17 protein-coding genes are annotated in these 19,740 nt (G+C 57.1%); 9 read left to right on the forward strand and 8 right to left on the reverse strand.

Annotated elements, in window-relative coordinates; all coding sequences use genetic code 11:
• Positions 1-245: 245 nt before the first annotated feature.
• Entirely contained in the window at positions 246-1,244 is a 999-nt protein-coding gene (locus NLK58_RS03010) for a YhdH/YhfP family quinone oxidoreductase (protein ID WP_117617200.1), read from the reverse strand.
• Between the two features lie 23 nt (positions 1,245-1,267).
• Positions 1,268-2,332, reverse strand: a complete 1,065-nt coding sequence (gene sohB, locus NLK58_RS03015) for a protease SohB (protein ID WP_117617201.1) — start codon at positions 2,330-2,332, stop codon at positions 1,268-1,270.
• Positions 2,333-2,566: 234 nt separating this feature from the next.
• On the opposite strand from sohB, the gene NLK58_RS03020 reads away from it, so the two are divergent.
• The gene (locus NLK58_RS03020) at positions 2,567-2,881 is read left to right on the forward strand and encodes an SCP2 sterol-binding domain-containing protein (RefSeq protein WP_117617202.1); all 315 of its coding nucleotides are present in this window, start codon (positions 2,567-2,569) and stop codon (positions 2,879-2,881) included.
• 101 nt (positions 2,882-2,982) lie between these two features.
• Here NLK58_RS03020 and NLK58_RS03025 read toward each other — a convergent pair whose 3' ends face one another.
• The 4 genes from NLK58_RS03025 to NLK58_RS03040 form a co-directional block, all read right to left on the reverse strand.
• Complete coding sequence (locus tag NLK58_RS03025) at positions 2,983-4,689, reverse strand: chemotaxis protein (protein ID WP_117617203.1); 1,707 nt, start codon at positions 4,687-4,689, stop codon at positions 2,983-2,985.
• A gap of 218 nt (positions 4,690-4,907) precedes the next feature.
• Positions 4,908-5,618 carry a DNA polymerase III subunit epsilon gene (gene dnaQ / locus NLK58_RS03030; protein ID WP_117617204.1) on the reverse strand — a complete coding sequence of 237 codons (711 nt, stop codon included), beginning with the start codon at positions 5,616-5,618 and terminating at the stop codon, positions 4,908-4,910.
• A gap of 39 nt (positions 5,619-5,657) precedes the next feature.
• The gene (rnhA, locus tag NLK58_RS03035; protein WP_117617205.1) at positions 5,658-6,101 is read right to left on the reverse strand and encodes a ribonuclease HI; all 444 of its coding nucleotides are present in this window, start codon (positions 6,099-6,101) and stop codon (positions 5,658-5,660) included.
• A gap of 29 nt (positions 6,102-6,130) precedes the next feature.
• Positions 6,131-6,925: a class I SAM-dependent methyltransferase gene (locus tag NLK58_RS03040; protein WP_117617206.1), complete on the reverse strand. Its 795-nt coding sequence runs from the start codon at positions 6,923-6,925 to the stop codon at positions 6,131-6,133.
• Positions 6,926-7,021: 96 nt separating this feature from the next.
• Here NLK58_RS03040 and gloB point away from each other — a divergent pair, with 96 nt between their 5' ends.
• The 7 genes from gloB (at position 7,022) to NLK58_RS03075 (ending at position 16,106) form a co-directional block, all read left to right on the forward strand.
• Positions 7,022-7,816, forward strand: coding sequence for a hydroxyacylglutathione hydrolase (gloB, locus tag NLK58_RS03045; RefSeq protein WP_341582008.1), 795 nt, complete (start codon positions 7,022-7,024; stop codon positions 7,814-7,816).
• A 169-nt stretch (positions 7,817-7,985) separates the two neighbouring features.
• Complete coding sequence (locus NLK58_RS03050) at positions 7,986-9,686, forward strand: LysM peptidoglycan-binding domain-containing protein (RefSeq protein ID WP_117617208.1); 1,701 nt, start codon at positions 7,986-7,988, stop codon at positions 9,684-9,686.
• Between the two features lie 12 nt (positions 9,687-9,698).
• Positions 9,699-11,522, forward strand: coding sequence for an extracellular solute-binding protein (locus NLK58_RS03055; RefSeq protein WP_117617209.1), 1,824 nt, complete (start codon positions 9,699-9,701; stop codon positions 11,520-11,522).
• A gap of 15 nt (positions 11,523-11,537) precedes the next feature.
• The gene (locus tag NLK58_RS03060; RefSeq protein ID WP_117617210.1) at positions 11,538-12,623 is read left to right on the forward strand and encodes a microcin C ABC transporter permease YejB; all 1,086 of its coding nucleotides are present in this window, start codon (positions 11,538-11,540) and stop codon (positions 12,621-12,623) included.
• Positions 12,620-13,648 carry an ABC transporter permease gene (locus NLK58_RS03065; RefSeq protein WP_117617211.1) on the forward strand — a complete coding sequence of 343 codons (1,029 nt, stop codon included), beginning with the start codon at positions 12,620-12,622 and terminating at the stop codon, positions 13,646-13,648. The genes NLK58_RS03060 and NLK58_RS03065 overlap by 4 nt, the downstream gene beginning before the upstream one ends.
• A 1-nt stretch (position 13,649) precedes the next feature.
• Positions 13,650-15,254, forward strand: a complete 1,605-nt coding sequence (locus NLK58_RS03070; protein ID WP_341582009.1) for an ABC transporter ATP-binding protein — start codon at positions 13,650-13,652, stop codon at positions 15,252-15,254.
• Positions 15,255-15,320: 66 nt separating this feature from the next.
• On the forward strand, positions 15,321-16,106 hold the full coding sequence (locus NLK58_RS03075) for an enoyl-ACP reductase (RefSeq protein ID WP_117617213.1): 786 nt from the start codon (positions 15,321-15,323) through the stop codon (positions 16,104-16,106).
• Positions 16,107-16,210: 104 nt separating this feature from the next.
• On the opposite strand, the gene NLK58_RS03080 is transcribed toward NLK58_RS03075, so the two are convergent.
• Positions 16,211-16,624, reverse strand: coding sequence for a PilZ domain-containing protein (locus NLK58_RS03080; RefSeq protein ID WP_341582010.1), 414 nt, complete (start codon positions 16,622-16,624; stop codon positions 16,211-16,213).
• A gap of 23 nt (positions 16,625-16,647) precedes the next feature.
• Positions 16,648-18,471, reverse strand: a complete 1,824-nt coding sequence (locus NLK58_RS03085; protein WP_341582011.1) for a DUF1631 family protein — start codon at positions 18,469-18,471, stop codon at positions 16,648-16,650.
• Positions 18,472-18,646: 175 nt separating this feature from the next.
• Between NLK58_RS03085 and NLK58_RS03090 the strand changes: the two genes are divergently transcribed.
• Positions 18,647-19,723 carry a 3-deoxy-7-phosphoheptulonate synthase gene (locus tag NLK58_RS03090; RefSeq protein WP_117617216.1) on the forward strand — a complete coding sequence of 359 codons (1,077 nt, stop codon included), beginning with the start codon at positions 18,647-18,649 and terminating at the stop codon, positions 19,721-19,723.
• The last annotated feature ends 17 nt before the right edge of the window (positions 19,724-19,740 follow it).

A 19,740-nucleotide genomic window follows, 5' to 3' on the forward strand; every position in this document is an offset into this window, starting at 1 on the left:
TAGGACTGGGAGTACGAAGAGAGGGAACTTGGTTTCCAAAACACGCTCCTTGCGGCACATCCCTGTGACGCTTGGGCTCCGCACAGTTTTGGAAACCAAGTTCCCTCTCTACTATATCAGCTACTCGACCAGCTACTCGGTTGGTTCCAGGGAATTCTTTTTCCTGGCTTTCCCGGTACCTGCAGGTCGGATCAGGCGAAGCCGTAATCCGACAAACCAGGAAGCCTCTTCCTCAATCTTGCTTCTTACTTCGAGTGATCAAGAACAATCTTCCCGGAAGACTCACCCTTCAAGAACGCCTTCAACGCCCTATCCAGCTCACCTCGCCCGATATCACGGGCCGAAGCTTCAGTCTTCGGGCAGGCCCATTCACCCGCGAACTTCTTCCAGACCGCTTCTTTCTCCGCCAGCGGGATTTCAACCGAATCCACACCCAGCAGGTTGACGCCACGCAGGATGAACGGCAGCACGGTTGTCTGCAGCCCAGGTCCTGCAACGAGGCCGCAGCATGAAACGGAGCCACCGGGCAGGATCTGTTTGAGCAGTTCGGCCAGTGGGCCGCCGCCGACGGTGTCTACCGCGTTGGCGAAGACTGGTTTAACCATGGGTTTCTTTTCTTCGGCCAGGGTTTCGCGGCCCACGACTTCTTTGGCGCCCAGGGCTTTGAGGTCGTCGGCGTGGTCGGCTTTGCCGCTGATGGCGACGACATCGAACCCGAGTTTCGAGAGCAGTTCAACGGCGACGGAACCAACTGCGCCGGAGGCACCGGAAACGGCGACTTTTCCCTGTTCGGGTTTCGCGCCCATGGTCAGGAGTTTCTGAACGCAGAGGCCGGCGGTAAGACCGGCGGTGCCATAGATCATGGCGGTTCTGGCATTCCAGCCGGAAGGCATGGGCACGCACCAGCCAGCGGGTACACGGATATATTCGCCAAAACCGCCATCGGTGTTCATGCCCAGATCGTAACCGGTGACAATAACCGGGCTGCCCGTTGATGGGGTGCCGGTGGCCGACTCCACAACCTCGCCGGCGGCGTCAATGCCGGGGGTGTGAGGGAAGGAACGGGTAACCCCTTTGTTACCGGAAGCCGACAGTGCATCCTTATAATTCAGAGAAGAGTGAGCAACCCGGATGAGTACGTCACCTTCTGGAAGGTCTGAGGTACTGAGGGTTTTTTCTGCCCCGACGTATTCTCCACCCTGTTCTTCAACGCGCCATGCTTTGAATTCGGTGTTGTTTGTCATGATTGTTCCCCGCTTTCTGTAGGCTACTGGATTTTCTGGTTGCGAAACGCGCTCAGTATTTTCCAGACGGTGTGTTCAAGCGCTGTACTGGTGGCCAACCCGAGTTTTTCCGGGAGCGTCCGTTTGCGCTGATAGGCCACTGAGACTACATCTGCCCTGTCGCAGGCTTCAATGAGATATTCGTCGGAGGTCTTGATCTCATCGATCAGTTTCACCTCCAGTGCCCGCTTTCCAAACCAGATATCGCCGTTGGCCACGGCGGTGATATCCAGTTCCGGCCGACGTTCGCTGACATATTCCTTGAACAGAACATGGGTATCTTCAAGATCTTCGAGGAATTTCTGGCGGCCTTTATCGGTGTTCTCACCAAAAATCGTCATGGTCCGCTTGTGCTCGCCAGCTGTCAGAACTTCGAAATCGACATTGTTTTTCTGGAGGAAGCGATGGAAATTGGGAAGCTGGGCAACAACACCGATAGACCCCAGAATGGCAAAGGGTGACGCAACGATTTTGTCTGCAACACAGGCCATCATGTAACCGCCACTGGCCGCGACCTTGTCGACACAGGCGGTCAGGCGGACACCTTTGGTGCGGATACGATCCAGCTGAGCGGCGGCAAGACCGTAGGAGTGAACCAGCCCGCCACCGCTCTCAAGGCGAATGACGACTTCGTCCTTTTCCGGGTCGGCTACGCTCAGTACGGCAGTGATGGCCCTGCGCAGAGGATCAGTGTCGCTGGCTTTGATGTCGCCGTCAAAATCAAGCACGTAGACGCGCCCGCGGCTCTCTTCCTTGGCATCATTCTCCTGCTTTTTCACCTTGGCAGCTTTTTTCTCGGCTTTCTGTTCTTTCTTCCGGGCCTTTTCGAACGCCTTGCGTTCGTGGTCAGACATCAGCCTGGCCTGAATGACCTCCCGCAATTTGCGGTATTTTTCATTGAGTTTCCGGATTTTGAGCTCTCCCTCGCCCTCATGATCGCCCCGGTCCTTCTGGGCTGCCGACATGATGACAGAGATCACGACCAGCGCCGCCACTACCAAGGTTACGATCTTGGCCAAAAACAAACCGTATTCTGTCAGGAACTCCAAAGTGCTTCTCCAACTGAGTGTGCAAAGGCAAGAGTGTAACTTACCGAATTTGCGGTGATAAGGAGAGCAAAAAAATTAAAACAAGCGTTCGATCGACCTTGACAGAACCGACCACTCGCCATAAAGTCGGATTGCGAGGCCGGCTCCACCCAGGCACCCGAAAAGGCTCGTAAAGCCAGGGACATCAAGCCGCCGTCATGACAAGACAAGACAACCATCAAAAAGGGTAAAACAATGTCTGTAGCTCAGGTATTTGAAAAGCTCGAACAGAATTTCAACGCAGACGCAGCGCAGGGCCTGGACCTGGTTTTCCAGTTCGACATCGAAGACGACAAAACCTACCACCTGGTCATCACCGATGGCACCTGCAAGATGCACGAGGGCGCCCATGACGACCCGTCCGTTACCCTGATCATGAACTCCGAAACCCTGCAGGGCATTGTTTCCGGGGAAACTGACGGCATGCAGGCGTTCATGGCCGGCCAGCTGCGCGCCGAGGGCGACATGATGCTGGCAACCAAGCTGGGCGAGCTGTTCAAGATGGGCTGACTGCCCTGACTGAGCAATCAGAAAAACCTGCGTTTTGCGCGGGTTTTTTTATGCCCGGAATCAATTACTGGCCTCAGAACCGGACCGCTGCCCTCGCCTGCTCAAAGCCCTACATCGTCCAGCGACGATTCAGCGAGTTTAAGCAGGTCAAGGTTGTGGTCTTCGCTCTTGCCGATGCTTTCTATGTAGTATTCCAGGGACGTCAGGGCATCCGCCAGTGCCTCCAGCACCTGTTCGGCCGGGGCCTCTTTGGCATCCAGCAGGCGCTCCTGAATTGACGCTGCAACCCGCTCAAGAACACTGGCAGAGGCGGGGTCGTTCACCATTTGTAAACCGCCCCAGATGCTGTGGAGTGTTGCCGGCAGGTTGGCGAGGTGGAGTTTGTCGTAGTCGGATTCAATAAAGGCGGTTATCGCCCGTTTTGCCAGGGTCAGGGCACTGCGGGCTTCATCGGCAACCACGTAAAGGGCTTCCCTCAGATACACGGACTCTTCCCGCTTTCTTTCGCCGCTGGCCAGAGCATCGGTCTCCGAGGTAATACCACGGGTTACAATCTGCATGACTGCGTCTTCGATACCGAGAACCGAGTCGGCAAGGCGATAGAGTTCGTCGTCACCCGGCAGGCGGGATTCTTCTTCCCAGCCACGCAGTTTGCCGGCCTCCTCTCTTGAAACAGCCGCCAGCTTATTCAGATCAAGCATAACCAGGGTGTTGGCCAGGCGCTCCAGCGCGTCCGCAATGGAAGACAGCTCCGCAAGATCTGGCTCAATTCCGCGCTCGATGATGTCCAGTTTGTCTTTAAGCTGGTTCAGTTCATCCTGCAGGGCTTCCGACAGGGATTTGAGCACGTCGGTGCCCGGGCCATACAGGCGACGGGCATGGGCTTCGAGCATGGCATCCGAGTAGTCGGCCGGAGCGAGATGGTAGGCAGAAAGAACCTGGATGACTTCCGGATTGGCGGAACCGCTCCGGTAAAGCAGATAGACCAGATCACGGATCAGCGAATCCGGTGCGTCCTTGGTTGTTGCTATCTTGCCGACATAAACCACTTCCCGGGCGTACTTTTCAATCCGCATGAACATGCGCTTGCGGGCTTTGGTAATCATCATGGCCCGATCAAGCATGGTCTCAGCCACAATACCCACCAGACACCACATCTGGCCCATGGGTGCGCCCCGGCATAGACGGGCGAAACCTCGCGCCGCGCGGCCGATCAGTTTTTTGTTCACCGCATCGTTACGCTCACGGAGCATTCCCAGAAGTGCAACCTGGAAAGTAAGACGCATGCGCCGGGCCAGTATTTCGTACCCGGCCTCGTCACCCTCGAAAGACTGAACGGAAAAACCGGCACAGAAATCCGGCCGCTCCTTGACGTCAACATCAAAAAAACAGGATTCGGGATAGGGTTTTTCCCTGCGGGCTTCCCGGAGATCGTTGATAACCGGCAAAAGAAGTTCGGGATGATCTTCCCGTTGCTGGTGGTAGTACTCCACGTAACGGCGAAGGATAAACAGTGCGCTGTTCAGTGTGGTCAGGAGGATGTTTTTATCATCATTGGCGCCAACGGGTACGTCGTTGGCCATGGTCACCGCTTCCTGGCAAAGCAGGGTGCCGCCCCGCAACTCCACGAGAATGAAAATGCCCCGAAGCTGATTGATGAAATCAACACAATTCTGGAGATCCTCACCCCTTTCGCGGTTTTCCTGAAAGCGTTCAAGGCTGGATTCTGCCTGCTTGATGGTCTGTTCTATTTCACTCTTGACCAGATCAAACGACTGCGATTTCGTCGCGAGAGACGACTGAACCATAAACGCTTCCCGTTAACTTTGCGGAGACTACCGCATCCTCTTTGGTGGACATTGGCCCGGCAATGGCGGACCAGGCCTTTTTGTTGTGAGCCGGTCGAACCCTTTTCCGGCCAAAGAAAGTTCGCAAAAAACTGGCGAACTTATCATTACTTATAACATAAAACTCAAGTAGCTCAAGAAAGGCGGAATGTAACATTTGGTACAGGCTGACCCAGTTCTCATTCCGTGCTCCGGAGTTTGCCCCACACGGTTTCGCCGGCCTGTTTTTCAAGGAGGGACATGAATTCTTTGTGGGCGTTACTTTCCGCTTCGGAAGCCCGGACCACGGGCAGCGGTCCCCTGTCTGACGACAGTCTGCGGATACCGCTGGCACCGCCGCCATTATCCGCGCTGGCATCCAGAGACAGGGCGGTCTGGCCGCCCGTCAGCAGCAAATAGACATCGGCCAGGATCTCGGCGTCCAGCAACGCTCCGTGAAGCTCCCGGTTACTGTTATCAACACCGTAACGCTTGCACAGGGCATCCAGGTTGTTTTTCTGGCCCGGATGCCGTGCCCGGGCAATGGCAAGGGAATCCACAACGCCACAATGATCAGCGGTTTTTCGCACCGGTTTCAGGCGTGCGAATTCGGCATCCATGAAGCCCACATCAAACGCGGCATTATGGATGACCAGCTCGGCCCCCTTGATAAACCCGAAGAACTCGTCGGCAATTTCGGCAAACTTTGGCTTGTCGACAAGAAATTCGTTGGTAATGCCGTGAATGGTGATGGCTTCGGCCTCAACCTCACGCTCCGGATTAATGTATACATGGTAGTTGCGCCCTGTGAGCTGGCGCTCCATTAATTCAACACAGCCAATCTCGATGATCCGGTGGCCTTCTGCCGGGTCGATGCCCGTGGTTTCTGTATCCAGTACAATCTGTCTCATTACCTGTACCCGGTTATCTGCAGTCTGTTCATCGGGGAATCAAGCATTGGCGAGCTCTTCAACCCCGCGGTTGGCGAGCTCGTCCGCCAGTTCGTTGTCAGGAACGCCGGAATGCCCCTTGACCCAGTGCCAGTTAACGGTGTGTCTTGCCACTTCGGCGTCCAGCTCACGCCAGAGATCTTCGTTCTTTACCGGCTTTTTGGCAGACGTTTTCCAGCCGTTGCGCTTCCACCCGGCCATCCATTCAGTGATGCCTTTGCGGACATACTGCGAGTCAGTGAACAGCTCCACCTCACAGGGGCGCTTGAGAGCTGCCAGCCCCCGGATAGCGGCCATAAGCTCCATTCGGTTGTTGGTGGTCCCGGCCTCGCCGCCGTGCAGCGTTTTTCGGCTGTCGCCGTAACGCAATACAACGCCCCAGCCTCCAGGGCCCGGATTGCCCTTACAGGCACCATCGGTGTAAAGGATTACCTTGCCAGCCATTCACTCTCCTGAATCAGTCAATCGATGTGTCATTCCGCTCTGTGCACCGGTGTTCTGTTTCGCCGGCACCCCCTTGAGGCACCGACCGCTCCGGTGCCTGGCAGGCTGATCGCCTTGCTCTGGCGCCAGACAGGTCGCCTGGGAAGCCGGGCATGCACGCGCTTCTTGGCAAGGATACAGTAATAGGCACCCACTGGCAGGAACCTGTTCCCGGATAGCCGATTGTCAATCCGGCTGACGGCCTTCCGGCCACTTCTTTGGAACGGTGATCTGAAAAAACGCGTAACAGATGCCTCAACGTTGAAGCCCAGCAGGCGAAGCCAGTCTTCCATGCGCCCCCGCAGCAGGAAACGACCGCCCCAGGGACCCTCATTGCTCCGGGATATGAGTTTCCGCACACCCCAGAGACTGAGGGGATTGAAACCGATCAGGGCCATGGTGCCCTCCCCCCTGAGCACCCGCGCGGCCTCCCGGATAACCTGGTGAGGATAGGGTGAAAAATCCGCGGTGTGATGCAGCACCACCAGATCCATGGAATCACCGGGAAATGCCAGCTCGTCGGCGTCACAAATGGCAACGCCATCGGGTATCTGAGGATTCCACCGGGGGGTTGTCATGATTCGCTGGGCAAAATCGGTGCCGGTGGCCAGAGGAAGCCGGTGGCTCACGCCAACCTGAAGCTGCCTCGCCCCGGTCAGGTGCTGCAACTCCGCATCAACAAATCGCCGCTGATCGGCGAGCAGCGCCCTTCCCAGGGGGGTCTGGAACCAGCGCTCGAAACTTTCATGCCTGGCCGAAAAATCAACTGCGTCGGAATCACTCACCGTTGCGCCACTCCGTGAAGGCCGAACCCGTGGTTGGGGCCTTGTATTTAATGCTCTATCATATCAGTCACATTCGATAAGCACATGTGGGGCCCTATGCTGACCATCTCCGCGATACCTGCGTTCAGTGACAACTATATCTGGTGTCTGTCTGACACCCCCAATGGCAAAGCCCTGATCGTGGACCCCGGGCAGGCGCAACCGGTTCTGGACCACCTGGCTGAACAGCATCTGACTCTGGACACCATTCTGGTCACCCATCACCATCCGGACCATGTGGGAGGCGTTAAGGAACTCCGATCCGCCTTTCCTGACTGCCGGGTGACCGGTCCGGCGGACTCTCCGTTCCGGGGCAGCACCAACAAGGTGCACCCGGGAGATGAGGTGATCTGGGAAGACATTACCTTCCAGGTCCTCGGTGTTCCGGGCCATACCCTCGATCACATTGCCTACTTTTCCGATGTGGAGGTTGCAGGCCGGCCGGTTCTGTTCTGCGGCGACACCCTGTTTGTATGCGGTTGTGGTCGTTTGTTTGAGGGCTCGCCGGAGCAGATGCGCCAATCCCTGCAGACCCTTCGGGCTTTGCCCGGAAAGACCGCCGTCTATTGCGCTCATGAATACACCCTGGCGAACCTTCGCTTCGCCCGTAGCTGGCTACCCCAGGACGACGCATTGAAAGATTTCGAGGAACAGTGCCGGACGGCGCGGGACGCCGGCAAAGCGACAGTGCCTTCAGTTCTGGCAGATGAAAAGCGCCTCAACCCGTTTCTGCGCTGGGACGATCCTGCGGTGGTCGATGCCGCCCGGTCCTACTGTACCAGGCAGGGGCTGCCGGCCGATTCGGACAACGCCATATTTGCCGCCATCCGACATGGCAAGGACAACTTCTGACGCCGGGGTATACGCGATTAACAAATCCTCTCATCGACGTAACGAGAGGTTTCTTGACCCCTTGAAAAGCGGTCCCATAGAATCGTTGCAACTTTGTGACCGTAAATTATTCAATATGCCGGATTTTCAGACGTGGGACCCGGCTTCAACCTGGAACCGGATGTCTCTTATGTCGGTCAGACAATTGTCGTTTTTGTTTCTCACCGGAGCCCTCGTCAGCGGGTGCAGTATTCTGGATGGACAGGCTCAGGATAATCCCCTGAACTCCGAAAAAGTCACTGTAGCAGCGGGCGACGACGGCCTTAAACAGTCCGTTGTATCCGGAGAGAACCGAGATGCTGCCCGTAATGAGCCGCTGGATGAAGCCATAGCGCCCGAGCTCAAGGCTGCGGCGAGGGATGCCCGTGACAAGCTCGATAATCCTGTCCAGGAATCCCCTGAGGCGGCAGTTGTTGAGAAAGATCTTTGGGCAAAACTCCGTTCCGGGTTTGTCCTGAATCATGACGTGGACAACGAGCGTGTTCGTGACCAACTGAACTGGTATGCGAGTCACCCGGGCTACATCGACCGGGTGGTCGAGCGGGGAAGCCGTTACCTGTATTACATTCTGAACCAGACGGAAAAGCGCGGGCTTCCAGCGGAATACGCCCTTTTACCCGTTGTGGAAAGCGCCTTCGATCCCTTCGCCTACTCCCATGGTCGCGCAGCCGGCCTCTGGCAGTTCATTCCCTCAACCGGGAAACATTTCGGTCTGAGACAGAGCTGGTGGCACGATGAACGGCGCGACGTTGTGGCTGCCACCGATGCGGCTCTTACCTATCTTGAACGGCTGGCAAACCGGTTCGATGGCGACCATACGCTGGCGCTGGCCGCCTATAACAGCGGTGGCGGCACGGTGTCCAGCGCCATGCGCCGTAATCGCAACAGCAACAGACCCACCGATTTCTGGTCACTTCAGTTGCCGCGGGAAACCCGCCACTATGTACCGAAACTGATCGCGCTGGCAAAGATCTTTGACGATCCCGAGGCCTATGGCATTGAACTGCCCGCGCTGAAGGACGAACCCTATTTCGAGATCGTCGAAACCGGATCCCAACTGGATCTTGCGCAGGCGGCGGAAATGGCCGGCGTGGACATTGATGAAATCTACCTGCTCAACCCTTCTTACAACCGCTGGGCAACCACTCCTGAAGGCCCGCACCGTTTGCTGGTGCCGGTTGAAAATGCGGAAACCTTCCGGTCGGCACTGGCGCAGATACCGGCCAAAAACCGGGTTTCCTGGCGCAATTATGTGGTGAAATCCGGCGATAGCCTGAACTCCATCTCCCGCAACTTTTCGACCACACCGTCGGTGCTTCAGCAGGTCAATAACCTGAACAGTGACCTGATCCGGATTGGCCAACGCCTGCTTATTCCCTCTGCCTCCAAGGGCAGTGACGCCTATGTACTCAGTGCTTCCCAGCGCCTTAACCGCAAACAGTCCCGGGAGCGGGACGGCAGCAAGATTCGGTACACTGTTCGCAAGGGCGATACCTTCTGGGACATTGCCCGGGAGCACCGGGTGTCAGTTCGCGAGGTTGCAGCCTGGAACGGCATGGCACCGGGAGACCCCCTGATGCCCGGCAAGGAGCTGGTTATCTGGTCGAAGACCAGCCAACCGACGGTATTGGCAGCCAACAGCGCACGAGGCGAGGCGATGGTTCGGAAGGTGGGCTACCGTGTCCGCAAAGGCGACTCCCTGGCCCGTATTGCCAGCCGTTTTTCCGTGAATGTGCAGGACATCGCAAGCTGGAACGACCTGAAGATGTCACGTTATCTGCAACCCGGACAAAGTCTGGTACTCTACGTTGATATCCGAAACAGTCCCTGACGCGCGAGACTCATGACAAGAACACGGAAAGCCTCAACCCTTACGTCACTCTTTTCCGTACTGGCGTTCGTCGCCATACCCGTTTTCTCCCCGGTTTCTGCCGCTGGAACGGCTGAACCGAAGCATGGCATCGCCATGCACGGCGAGCCGAAATACCCGGCCGGATTCAGCCACTTCGACTATGTGAATGCAAAAGCGCCTAAAGGCGGTACCCTGAAGATGGCCGTGGTTGCCAACGGGTTTGATTCCTTCAACCCCTTCGATATCCGGGGCGTGGCCGCTGCGGGCATCAGCACCTACCTTTACGACACCCTCCTGGAATCCTCCGATGATGAGCCGTTTTCAGCCTATGGCCTGATTGCGGAATCCCTGGAAACACCGGAAGACCGCAGTTACGTGGTGTTCAACCTCCGGGAACAGGCAAGATTTCAGGATGGCGAACCGATCACCGCCAAAGATGTGAAGTTTTCCTTTGAGACCCTTACCACCAAGGGCCACCCCTTTTTCAGAAACTATTACGCGGATGTCAGCAAGGTCACCATTGAAGGCTCCCACCGTGTCCGCTTTGATTTCAGCGGCACCAGTAACCGGGAACTGCCACTGATTCTGGGGCAGATGCCGATACTTCCGGCCCATTACTGGGAAGACCGGGAGTTTGGAGAGAACGGCCTTACTCCGCCGGTTGGCAGTGGCCCTTACCGCATCGGCAGCTTTGAGGCCGGGCGCTCGATCACCTATCAGAGGATGGATAACTACTGGGCCCGGGACCTGGGTGTACGCAAAGGCCGGTTCAACTTCGACCAGATTACCTACGACTACTATACCGACGACACCGTCGCCCTGGAGGGCTTCAAGGCCGGCAGCTTTGACTTCCGCCTCGAGTCCTCCGCCAAGAACTGGGCCACCGCCTATACCGGTGAAAAATTCGAAAACGGCACGATCGTAAAAGAGGCCATTGAGCATCATCGCCCGACCGGCATGCAGGGTTTTGCCTTCAATACCCGCAGAGACGTGTTTTCCGACCCTTTGGTCCGTGAAGCCCTTGCCTATGGATTCGACTTTGAGTGGACCAACAAAAACCTGTTCTTCGGCCAGTACTCCCGCACGGACAGCTATTTCGAAAACAGTGAACTGGCATCGACAGGCCTTCCACAGGGCCGGGAACTGGAAATACTGGAACCTTTCCGGGATCAGCTCGATGACGATGTCTTTACCGAAGAATACACACCACCAGAGACAGACGGTCAGTCTGGCTTGCGGCAGAACCTGAAAACCGCGCTGGAGCTTCTCAGGAAAGCGGGGTATGAAATCCGGGACGGCAAGATGGCACATGGCAAAACCGGAGAACCACTGGCTTTCGAGATCCTGTTGTTCCAGAAAAGCTTTGAACGGGTTGTCCTGCCCTTCAAGAACAATCTTGCCCGCCTTGGTATTGATGTAACTGTTCGCCTGGTGGACAGCAACCAGTACATTCAGCGTCTCCGTGAGTTCGATTACGACATGATCACCCAGGTCTTCGGTCAGTCTGACTCACCGGGTAACGAGCAGCGGGAGTACTGGCATTCCTCAACGGTAGACGCGAAGGGATCCAGGAATTACATGGGCGTGAGTGATCCCGTTGTCGACGAGCTGGTCAATATGGTCATTCAGGCACCAGACCGGGAAGAGCTGGTACATCGTGTAAGGGCCCTTGACCGGGTCCTGCTGAACGGCCATTACGTGATTCCTCACTGGCACCTGACCCGGGACCGGGTGGCCTACTGGAATTTCCTCCAGCGTCCCGCAGAGACCCCGAAAAACGGCGTTGATCTGAACAACTGGTGGGCGAAGCCCTGAGGAATCCGCCGATAAATGGGCATCTACATACTCAGGCGTCTGGCGCTGATCATCCCCACGCTGATCGGGATCATGCTGCTCAATTTTGTCATCGTGCAGGCCGCGCCGGGCGGCCCGATTGAGCAGCTCATTGCGGAAATGGAAGGCCACGGCGGCAGCGCCCTGGCCAGAGCGTCCGGCGGTGGCAGCGGCGGTGAGGTAGCGGACTCCTCCGGCGACAGCCGCAGCTCCCGTGGCATCCCCGATGAGCTTCTGAAAGAAATCGAAGTGATGTACGGCTTCGACAAGCCGGCCCACGAGCGCTTTTTCAAGATGCTTGGAGACTACGCCACTTTCAACTTCGGAGACTCCTTCTTTCGGGAAAGAAGTGTTATCGATCTGATCCTGGACAAAATCCCCGTGTCCATATCCCTCGGCCTCTGGTCAACCCTGATTATCTATTTCATTTCCATTCCCCTGGGCATCCGCAAGGCCGTCAGCGACGGTTCCCGGTTCGATGTATGGACCAGCTCGGCCATCGTGGTCGGCTATGCCATTCCGGGTTTCCTGTTCGCCATCCTGCTGATTGTCCTGTTTGCCGGCGGCAGCTATTTCGACTGGTTCCCCCTGCGGGGCCTCACGTCCTCGAATTTCGAGGAGCTGGCCTGGTACCAGAAGGTCGGTGATTACTTCTGGCATCTGGCACTGCCGGTTACGGCTAACGTTATCGGTGGTTTCGCCACGCTGACTTTGCTCACCAAAAACTCCTTCCTTGATGAAATCGGAAAACAGTATGTGGTGACTGCCCGGGCCAAGGGGCTTGGTGAAAAAGAAGTGCTATACGGGCACGTGTTCCGTAACGCCATGCTGATCGTTATCGCCAGCCTGCCCGGTGTGCTTGTTGCCCTGTTCTTCACGGGCTCGCTACTTATCGAAGTCATTTTTTCCCTGGATGGTCTGGGGCTCCTGGGCTTCGAAGCCGCCCTGAACCGGGACTATCCGGTGATTTTCGGTACCCTGTACATATTCACACTGATGGGCCTGATACTGAAACTGATCAGCGACATCACCTACGTACTGGTGGACCCGCGAATCGACTTTGAAAGCCGGGAGGGTGCGTGAGCTTCCGGTCTCTGACACCTGTTCAGCAAAGACGACTGAGAAACTTCCGGAACAACCGACGGGGGTTCTGGTCTCTCTGGCTTTTCCTCGCTCTCTTCGGCCTTTCCCTGGTGGCTGAGCTGATCGCCAACGACTCCCCTCTCATTGTTTCCTACAAGGGAGAGTTCTATTTTCCGGTTGTTGAATCGGTGCCGGAGGAAACGTATGGCGGCTTCCTGCCTACCGAGGCCAATTACCGGGACCCTTTTATTGCCGGCGAGATCAAGGCCAATGGCTGGATGCTCTGGCCACCCATCCGGTTCAGTTACAACACGATCAATTACGATCTTGAGGTCCCCTCACCGGCGCCGCCCAGCGCGGAGAACTGGCTGGGAACCGATGACCAGGGGCGGGATGTCGCTGCCAGGGTAATCTATGGCTTCCGGATTTCTGTGCTCTTTGGTCTGACACTGACCATCGCCAGTTGCATTGTCGGAGTCATTGTCGGCGCCGTTCAGGGCTTTTACGGTGGCAAAATCGACCTGCTGGGTCAGCGCTTTATTGAGATCTGGTCCGGCCTGCCAGTGCTGTATCTGTTAATCATTCTTTCCAGTATTGTTCAGCCAAATTTCTGGTGGCTGCTTGGGATCATGCTGCTTTTCAGCTGGATGGGGCTGGTGGATGTGGTACGTGCAGAGTTCCTGCGGGCCCGTAATTTCGAATATGTGAAGGCTGCCCGGGCCCTGGGGCTGGACAACGGCAAGATCATGTTCCGGCATATCCTGCCCAATGCCATGGTGGCCACCCTCACCTTTTTACCGTTTATCCTGACCGGGGCGATTACCGGTCTGACCTCCCTGGATTTTCTGGGCTTTGGCCTGCCCTCGGGTTCGCCATCCCTCGGCGAACTGATCGCCCAGGGCAAAGCCAATCTCCATGCACCCTGGCTCGGGATTTCCGCGTTCGTGTCCCTGTCACTGATGCTCACCCTGCTGGTGTTTGTCGGCGAAGCCGTTCGTGATGCCTTTGATCCGAGAAAGAGCTGATATGAACCACCTGCTTCAGATTTCCGATCTTTCTATCCGGTTCGATCAGGGCCCGACAGCGGTCGATTCACTGTCACTGGCCATTCATGAAGGCGAAACGCTGGCGCTGGTGGGTGAAAGTGGCTCCGGGAAATCCATCTCGGCGCTCTCGATACTGCGGCTGCTGGATGAGCGGCACGCCAGTTATCCAGGCGGCAAAATCCTGTACCGGGGTGAGAACCTGCTTACTGCTAACGTGAAACGGATTCGCCAGATCCGCGGGCGGGAGATCGGAATGATCTTTCAGGAGCCGATGACTTCCCTGAATCCGCTGCATACGGTGGAAAAGCAGATTGGAGAGGCACTCGAACTCCATAAAGGCATGCGGGGGCCCCGGGCCAGAGAGCGCTCTCTGGAGCTGCTGGAGCTCGTCGGTATCCAGAACCCGGAAAGCAAACTGGGCGCCTACCCGCATCAGTTGTCCGGCGGCCAGAAACAACGGGTGATGATTGCCATGGCCCTGGCCAACGAGCCGGATCTTCTGATTGCGGACGAACCGACGACGGCGCTGGACGTAACCGTGCAAAAACAGGTGCTGGAGCTGCTCCGGGATCTACAGAAAAAGCTGGGCATGGCGATTCTGTTGATTACCCACGATCTGTCCATCGTGCACCGCTACGCGGATCGGGTTGCGGTGATGGAACACGGCAAACTGGTGGAGGAAGCAGATACAAAAGACCTGTTTTCGTCCCCCCGGCATGCCTACACCAAAAAGCTTCTGGATGCGGAACCACCAGAAGCGCCTTTGGCATTGGGGCAGAATGCCGAGGCACTGCTTACTGTTGACCAGCTGGACGTTCGCTTTGCTATCCGGAAAACCCTGTTTGGCAAGGTAAAAGAGTCGTTTCATGCCGTACAGAGCGCCGGATTTGAACTGAACCGCGGTGAAACCCTCGGCATTGTCGGTGAAAGCGGCAGTGGCAAAACGACCATTGGTCACGCCCTGCTCAAGCTCACCGCCAGCACCGGCAGCATCCGCCTGGCGGGAGAAGAACTGGCGTTTCTCAACCAGAAAGAGTTCCGCCCCTGGCGCCGCCGGGTTCAGATCGTGTTCCAGGATCCGTTTGGAAGCCTCAGCCCGAGGATGTCGATTGCCGAAATTGTCCGTGAGGGCCTGGAAATTCATGATCGGGAAAACGCCAGTGAACATGACCGGAAAGTGATCCGGGCGCTCACCGATGTTGGCCTGGATCCGGAGGCGCGGCACCGCTACCCCCATGAATTCTCCGGGGGCCAACGCCAGCGGATTGCCATTGCCCGGGCGCTGGTGCTGCAACCGGATCTGATTATTCTCGACGAACCTACCTCGGCCCTGGACCGCACCGTCCAGAAGCAGGTAATTGAGCTGTTGCGGGATATCCAGGCCCGTTATGGTCTAAGCTATATCTTTATCAGCCACGATCTGGCCGTTGTGCGTGCCCTCAGCCATAAACTGCTGGTGCTGCAGCATGGCCGGATTGTTGAATACGGAAACGCGGCCGACATCTTCCGCTCACCCCGCGCGGACTATACTCGCGAGCTGCTGAATGCCGCGTTCTTTTACCAGAACACAACTACGACTATTTGAGCGTTACCCTGGCCAGACCACATCAGGGATAATGCACCAAAATCAGGAACACAGGGAGAACGACCCATGGGAATCCTCAGTGGCAAGAAAGCACTGATCGTTGGCGTAGCCAGCAAACTGTCCATCGCTTACGGCATTGCCGAGGCCTTCGCCCGGGAAGGCGCCGAACTGGCGTTTACCTACCAGAATGAAAAGCTGCAGCCACGGGTTGAAAAATTCGCGGAGCAATGGGGCAGCAAGCTGACCTTCCCCTGCGATGTCGCCAGCGACGACGAAATCGAAAATGTCTTCAGGGAGCTCGGCAAACACTGGGACAACATCGACATCATCGTGCACGCGGTTGGCTATGCCCCGGGCCACGAGCTTGATGGCAACTATGTTGACGTGACCACCCGCGAAGGCTTCCGAATCGCCCACGACATCAGCTCCTACAGTTTTGTCGCCCTGGCCAAGGGCGCCCGCGGCATGATGCATGAAGGCAGCTCCCTGATCACCCTGAGCTACCTGGGGGCTGAAAAGGTTCTGCAGAATTACAACGTCATGGGCCTTGCCAAGGCATCCCTTGAAGCAAACGTTCGCTACATGGCTGCCAGCCTCGGCCGGGATGGCATCCGCGTGAACGGCATTTCCGCGGGCCCGATCAAGACTCTGGCCGCTTCCGGCATCAAGAGCTTCCGGAAAATGCTGGCTGAAAATGCCAGGCGCGCACCGCTTCGTCGCAATGTAACCATTGATGAAGTGGGTAACGCCGCCGCGTTTCTGGGATCGGACATGGCCAGTGGCGTTACCGGCGAGATCATGTACGTCGACGCCGGTTTCAACATCACCGGTATGGGCGAACTGGAAGAATAAGTTTTCCCTCCCCGCTGAATCAGCGAAAGGGCCGGCTTGATGCCGGCTTTTTTCGTCTGACGGATTGTAACCTTGACTGGCTGCACTCTCCCTCAGCCCCGCCGTCAGCCCTCGGACATGGCCCTGGCCACCGCCTCCACCCACTCAATGTATGCGGTTTCGTCGGACTCGATAATCCGCACCCCCACCAAAAAGGCAGACTCGTGGGGCCGGCACCAGACCACTTCCACCATCAACCGGAAGGGCTGGTCGTGATTGCCCAGAAACACCATCGCCGGTAGCAGTGCATCCAGTGACACCGGCTCGGCAGAAAACAGGCAAAGCCCGCCGGCTGAAATATCGCGAATACCACATACCAGTTCCTTGCCAGCAGGCCCGGCATCTTCCAACGTTCCCGGAGGACCGGATTCGAGCGCCAGAATAGCCCGGGCCCGGGCAGTCAGCCGGTAATCCGCCCGGTTATCCTGATCAATACGGGGTTCGTGCTGCGTTCCGAAGCTGTAATCGTTATCTGTCATTGTTGTTATTCCTGCATCAGCGATCAATTTCGGCCTACCCGGATACGGCCAACTACCCTGCTGAGGGTGTCATCGAATTCTGCGGAAGTTCCGAGAACCCGGATCCGCCCCTCAACAATACCCCCTACCAGCTCGTCTTCAATAAACTCGCGCCGGTTGAGTCCCAGCCGGTCTACAAACACCAGTTTTCTGGAGGCGTTGATTCGTACTGCCAGTTTCAGCCTTGCCGGCTCTTCCGAAGCGTCGTCTGGCTGCACGACAATCCAGCCACCCAGTTTGATGCCGTCGACCTGCTTCTCGGCCAGAAGCGTTTTCTCCATTCGGATTCGTTCCTGCCCGGCCTTCTCGTCAGCTATACGCTGCTCTTCCACTGCCTGCCGTTGGCGTTCAAGTTCCGCTTCCCTTGCCGCCTCCAGCTCCCTGCGGCGTTCCTGGGCAGCCTCTTTCTCGCGCCGGAGTTCTTCCGCCCGCACTCTGGCAGCCTCGGCGGCCTGTTCCCGTAGCCGGCGTTGCTTGTTACACACGCGGGCCAACAGCTCCACGGTCTCCGCAAGCACCTTGCCAAAAGGCGTGAGTGTCGGCAGTGTCCGGAGTTGCTGCTTACCCAAAGCCTGCTGGAAGTCACCCCAGGGCTGAAGCCCCAATTTTACGCCGGCACCGTTTGTCCAGAGAATTTCTGCCGATTCGCCCAGAAACGCATAGAAAAAGCGGCGTTGCTCGCCCAAACCTTCACCTTCGACAAACCACTGGCCCTCAAAGGATTCGAATGCTTCTTTCGGCGGCGTTTCGAACCCCAGCCAGGCCGGATCCCATTGAAAGCTGCCGGCCGCCGGAAGGGCATCAACCAGGTCCGGCACCTCACCCCGAAGCCGGGACACCATAACGGCCTCAATGCCGGACAGCGCATCTGCCGGTAAGGGCCTGTTGTGCACCCTGCCCCAGACGTCGAAAATCCGGTCTCCGATTTGCTCCCCCACATGATAGAGCCGGTTCCGGTCTTTATCCGAGAGCGAAGGGTCGCCAATCCAGACCAGCCATTCAAGGAGCTTGCTGGCGTGCCGGAAGGTTTCACCCTCCAGGCCGGAATCCCATACCGACTGTTTCAGCAGGCCCTGCCAGTAATCCAGGATAAACCGGACGATGGACACAGGCACCCGGCGCCCCTGTAATGCGCGCCCGATCAGCGCCCTTGAAACCTGGTCTGCCTTGCGTTGTCTGGCCGCCCCGTGCTCCGTCTCCAGCAGCCGCTGCCTGAGTTTTCCGGCCTGGGCATTTCGTTTGGCCGCATCTTCCTGCCACTGTTGGCAAAAGGCTTCCAGGGATTCCACGCTGCCGGATTCGAAACTTGCCGACACGGCAATTACAAGGGCATCAAGCTGATCAAGCAGAACCTTGCCGGAACGACCTCCGGAATCGTTCCAGCCACGCCACTCCTGCAAACTGTCCAGCCACGCCAGCAGGGTTTCGCTGAATGTTTTTTTACCATCAAGGTTCATTCGCCAGGCGAAGTAAAACCTGAGCCGTGCAATCCTGCGGGCGAGGCCCGGGTGCAAGCCGCTGGTTTTGAGGAAAACATCCATGATGCGATCGGCAACATAGGCAGCGTTGATCTGGCGGGCCGACCACTCCAAGTGTACGGAGCGGATAACCTGGGTAACGCGTTCATCCCGTTGTTCAGACCAGCAGGAGAGCAGCAATGGGCGCCAGTCGCTTATGGCATCCGGTGCAAGCTTTCCGGCAGGGTACGGAAGATCAGGAACCCGGATACCGGCCAGGACGTCGTCTATTTTGCCCGAAACCGCCCGTCGGGAAGGCACATCCTGCGGTCTCTGCCTGTATCGTGACATCCGTTCCCCGTACTTAAGAAGCGTTGAAAAGACCCTGTAAATGACGCAGTATAACCAACTCGCCGGGGTTTACCGCAACATTGCACCGGTGTTATTCGCGTCAATCTGTAACTCTGCCGGCACCGTCGATCGCACATCAGGGTTGCAAGGATCAGAATCGGGGAAACAGAACAACATGTCGGGCAACAAGCTAGAGAATCTGAATGTGGCGAGCCAGGAAACACTGATCACTCCTGAAGCGCTGAAAAAGGAGATGCCACTCTCCGAGAAGGCCGCTGAGACCGTATCCAAGGGTCGCCAGGCTATCTACGACATTATGGACGGCAAAGACCACCGGCTGTTCGTGGTCGTTGGCCCCTGCTCCATTCACGACGTTGAAGCCGCCCGGGATTATGCCACGCGACTGAAGAAACTGGCCGACGAAGTCAGTGACACCCTGCTGATCGTAATGCGCGTCTATTTTGAAAAGCCCCGTACTACCGTTGGCTGGAAAGGCCTGATCAACGATCCGCACCTGAACGACACTTTTGATATTGAGCAGGGGCTGCATATCGGCCGCCGTTTGCTGCTGGACATCAATGAGCTTGGACTGCCGGCGGCCACCGAGGCACTCGATCCGATCTCCCCCCAGTATCTCCAGGACACCATCGCCTGGTCCGCCATCGGCGCACGTACTACGGAATCCCAGACGCACCGGGAAATGAGCAGTGGCCTGTCCATGGCGATCGGCTTCAAGAACGGCACCGATGGCAGCCTCGATGTGGCGGTCAACGCCATGAAGTCTGTCTCACACCCCCACAGTTTCCTGGGCATTGACCAGCAAGGCCAGGTGGCCATCATCCGAACCAGGGGTAATAACTATGGCCACGTTGTTCTGCGTGGCGGTGGCGGCAAGCCCAACTACGATTCCGTCAGTGTGGCCCTGTGCGAGCAGGCACTGGACAAGGCCGGCCTGCGCAAGTCCGTGATGATCGATTGCAGTCACGCCAATTCCAGCAAGGACCCGGCTATCCAGCCGCTGGTTATGCAGGATGTGACCCACCAGATTCTTGAGGGTAACTCCTCAATCCAGAGCCTGATGGTTGAGAGCAACATCAACTGGGGCAACCAGCCTCTTCCCGGCAATCTGGCCGACCTGAAATACGGCGTCTCCGTGACCGACGCCTGTATTGACTGGCCAACCACGGAGAAAGCTGTCCGGGATATGCGCGAGAAGCTGAAGGATGTGCTGCCGAAACGCAAGATCGGCTAGGCGCCATCAGTATCAGA

Origin of the sequence: Marinobacter metalliresistant (assembly GCF_038098645.1) — a bacterium.
Taxonomy (GTDB): Bacteria; Pseudomonadota; Gammaproteobacteria; order Pseudomonadales; family Oleiphilaceae; genus Marinobacter; species Marinobacter metalliresistant.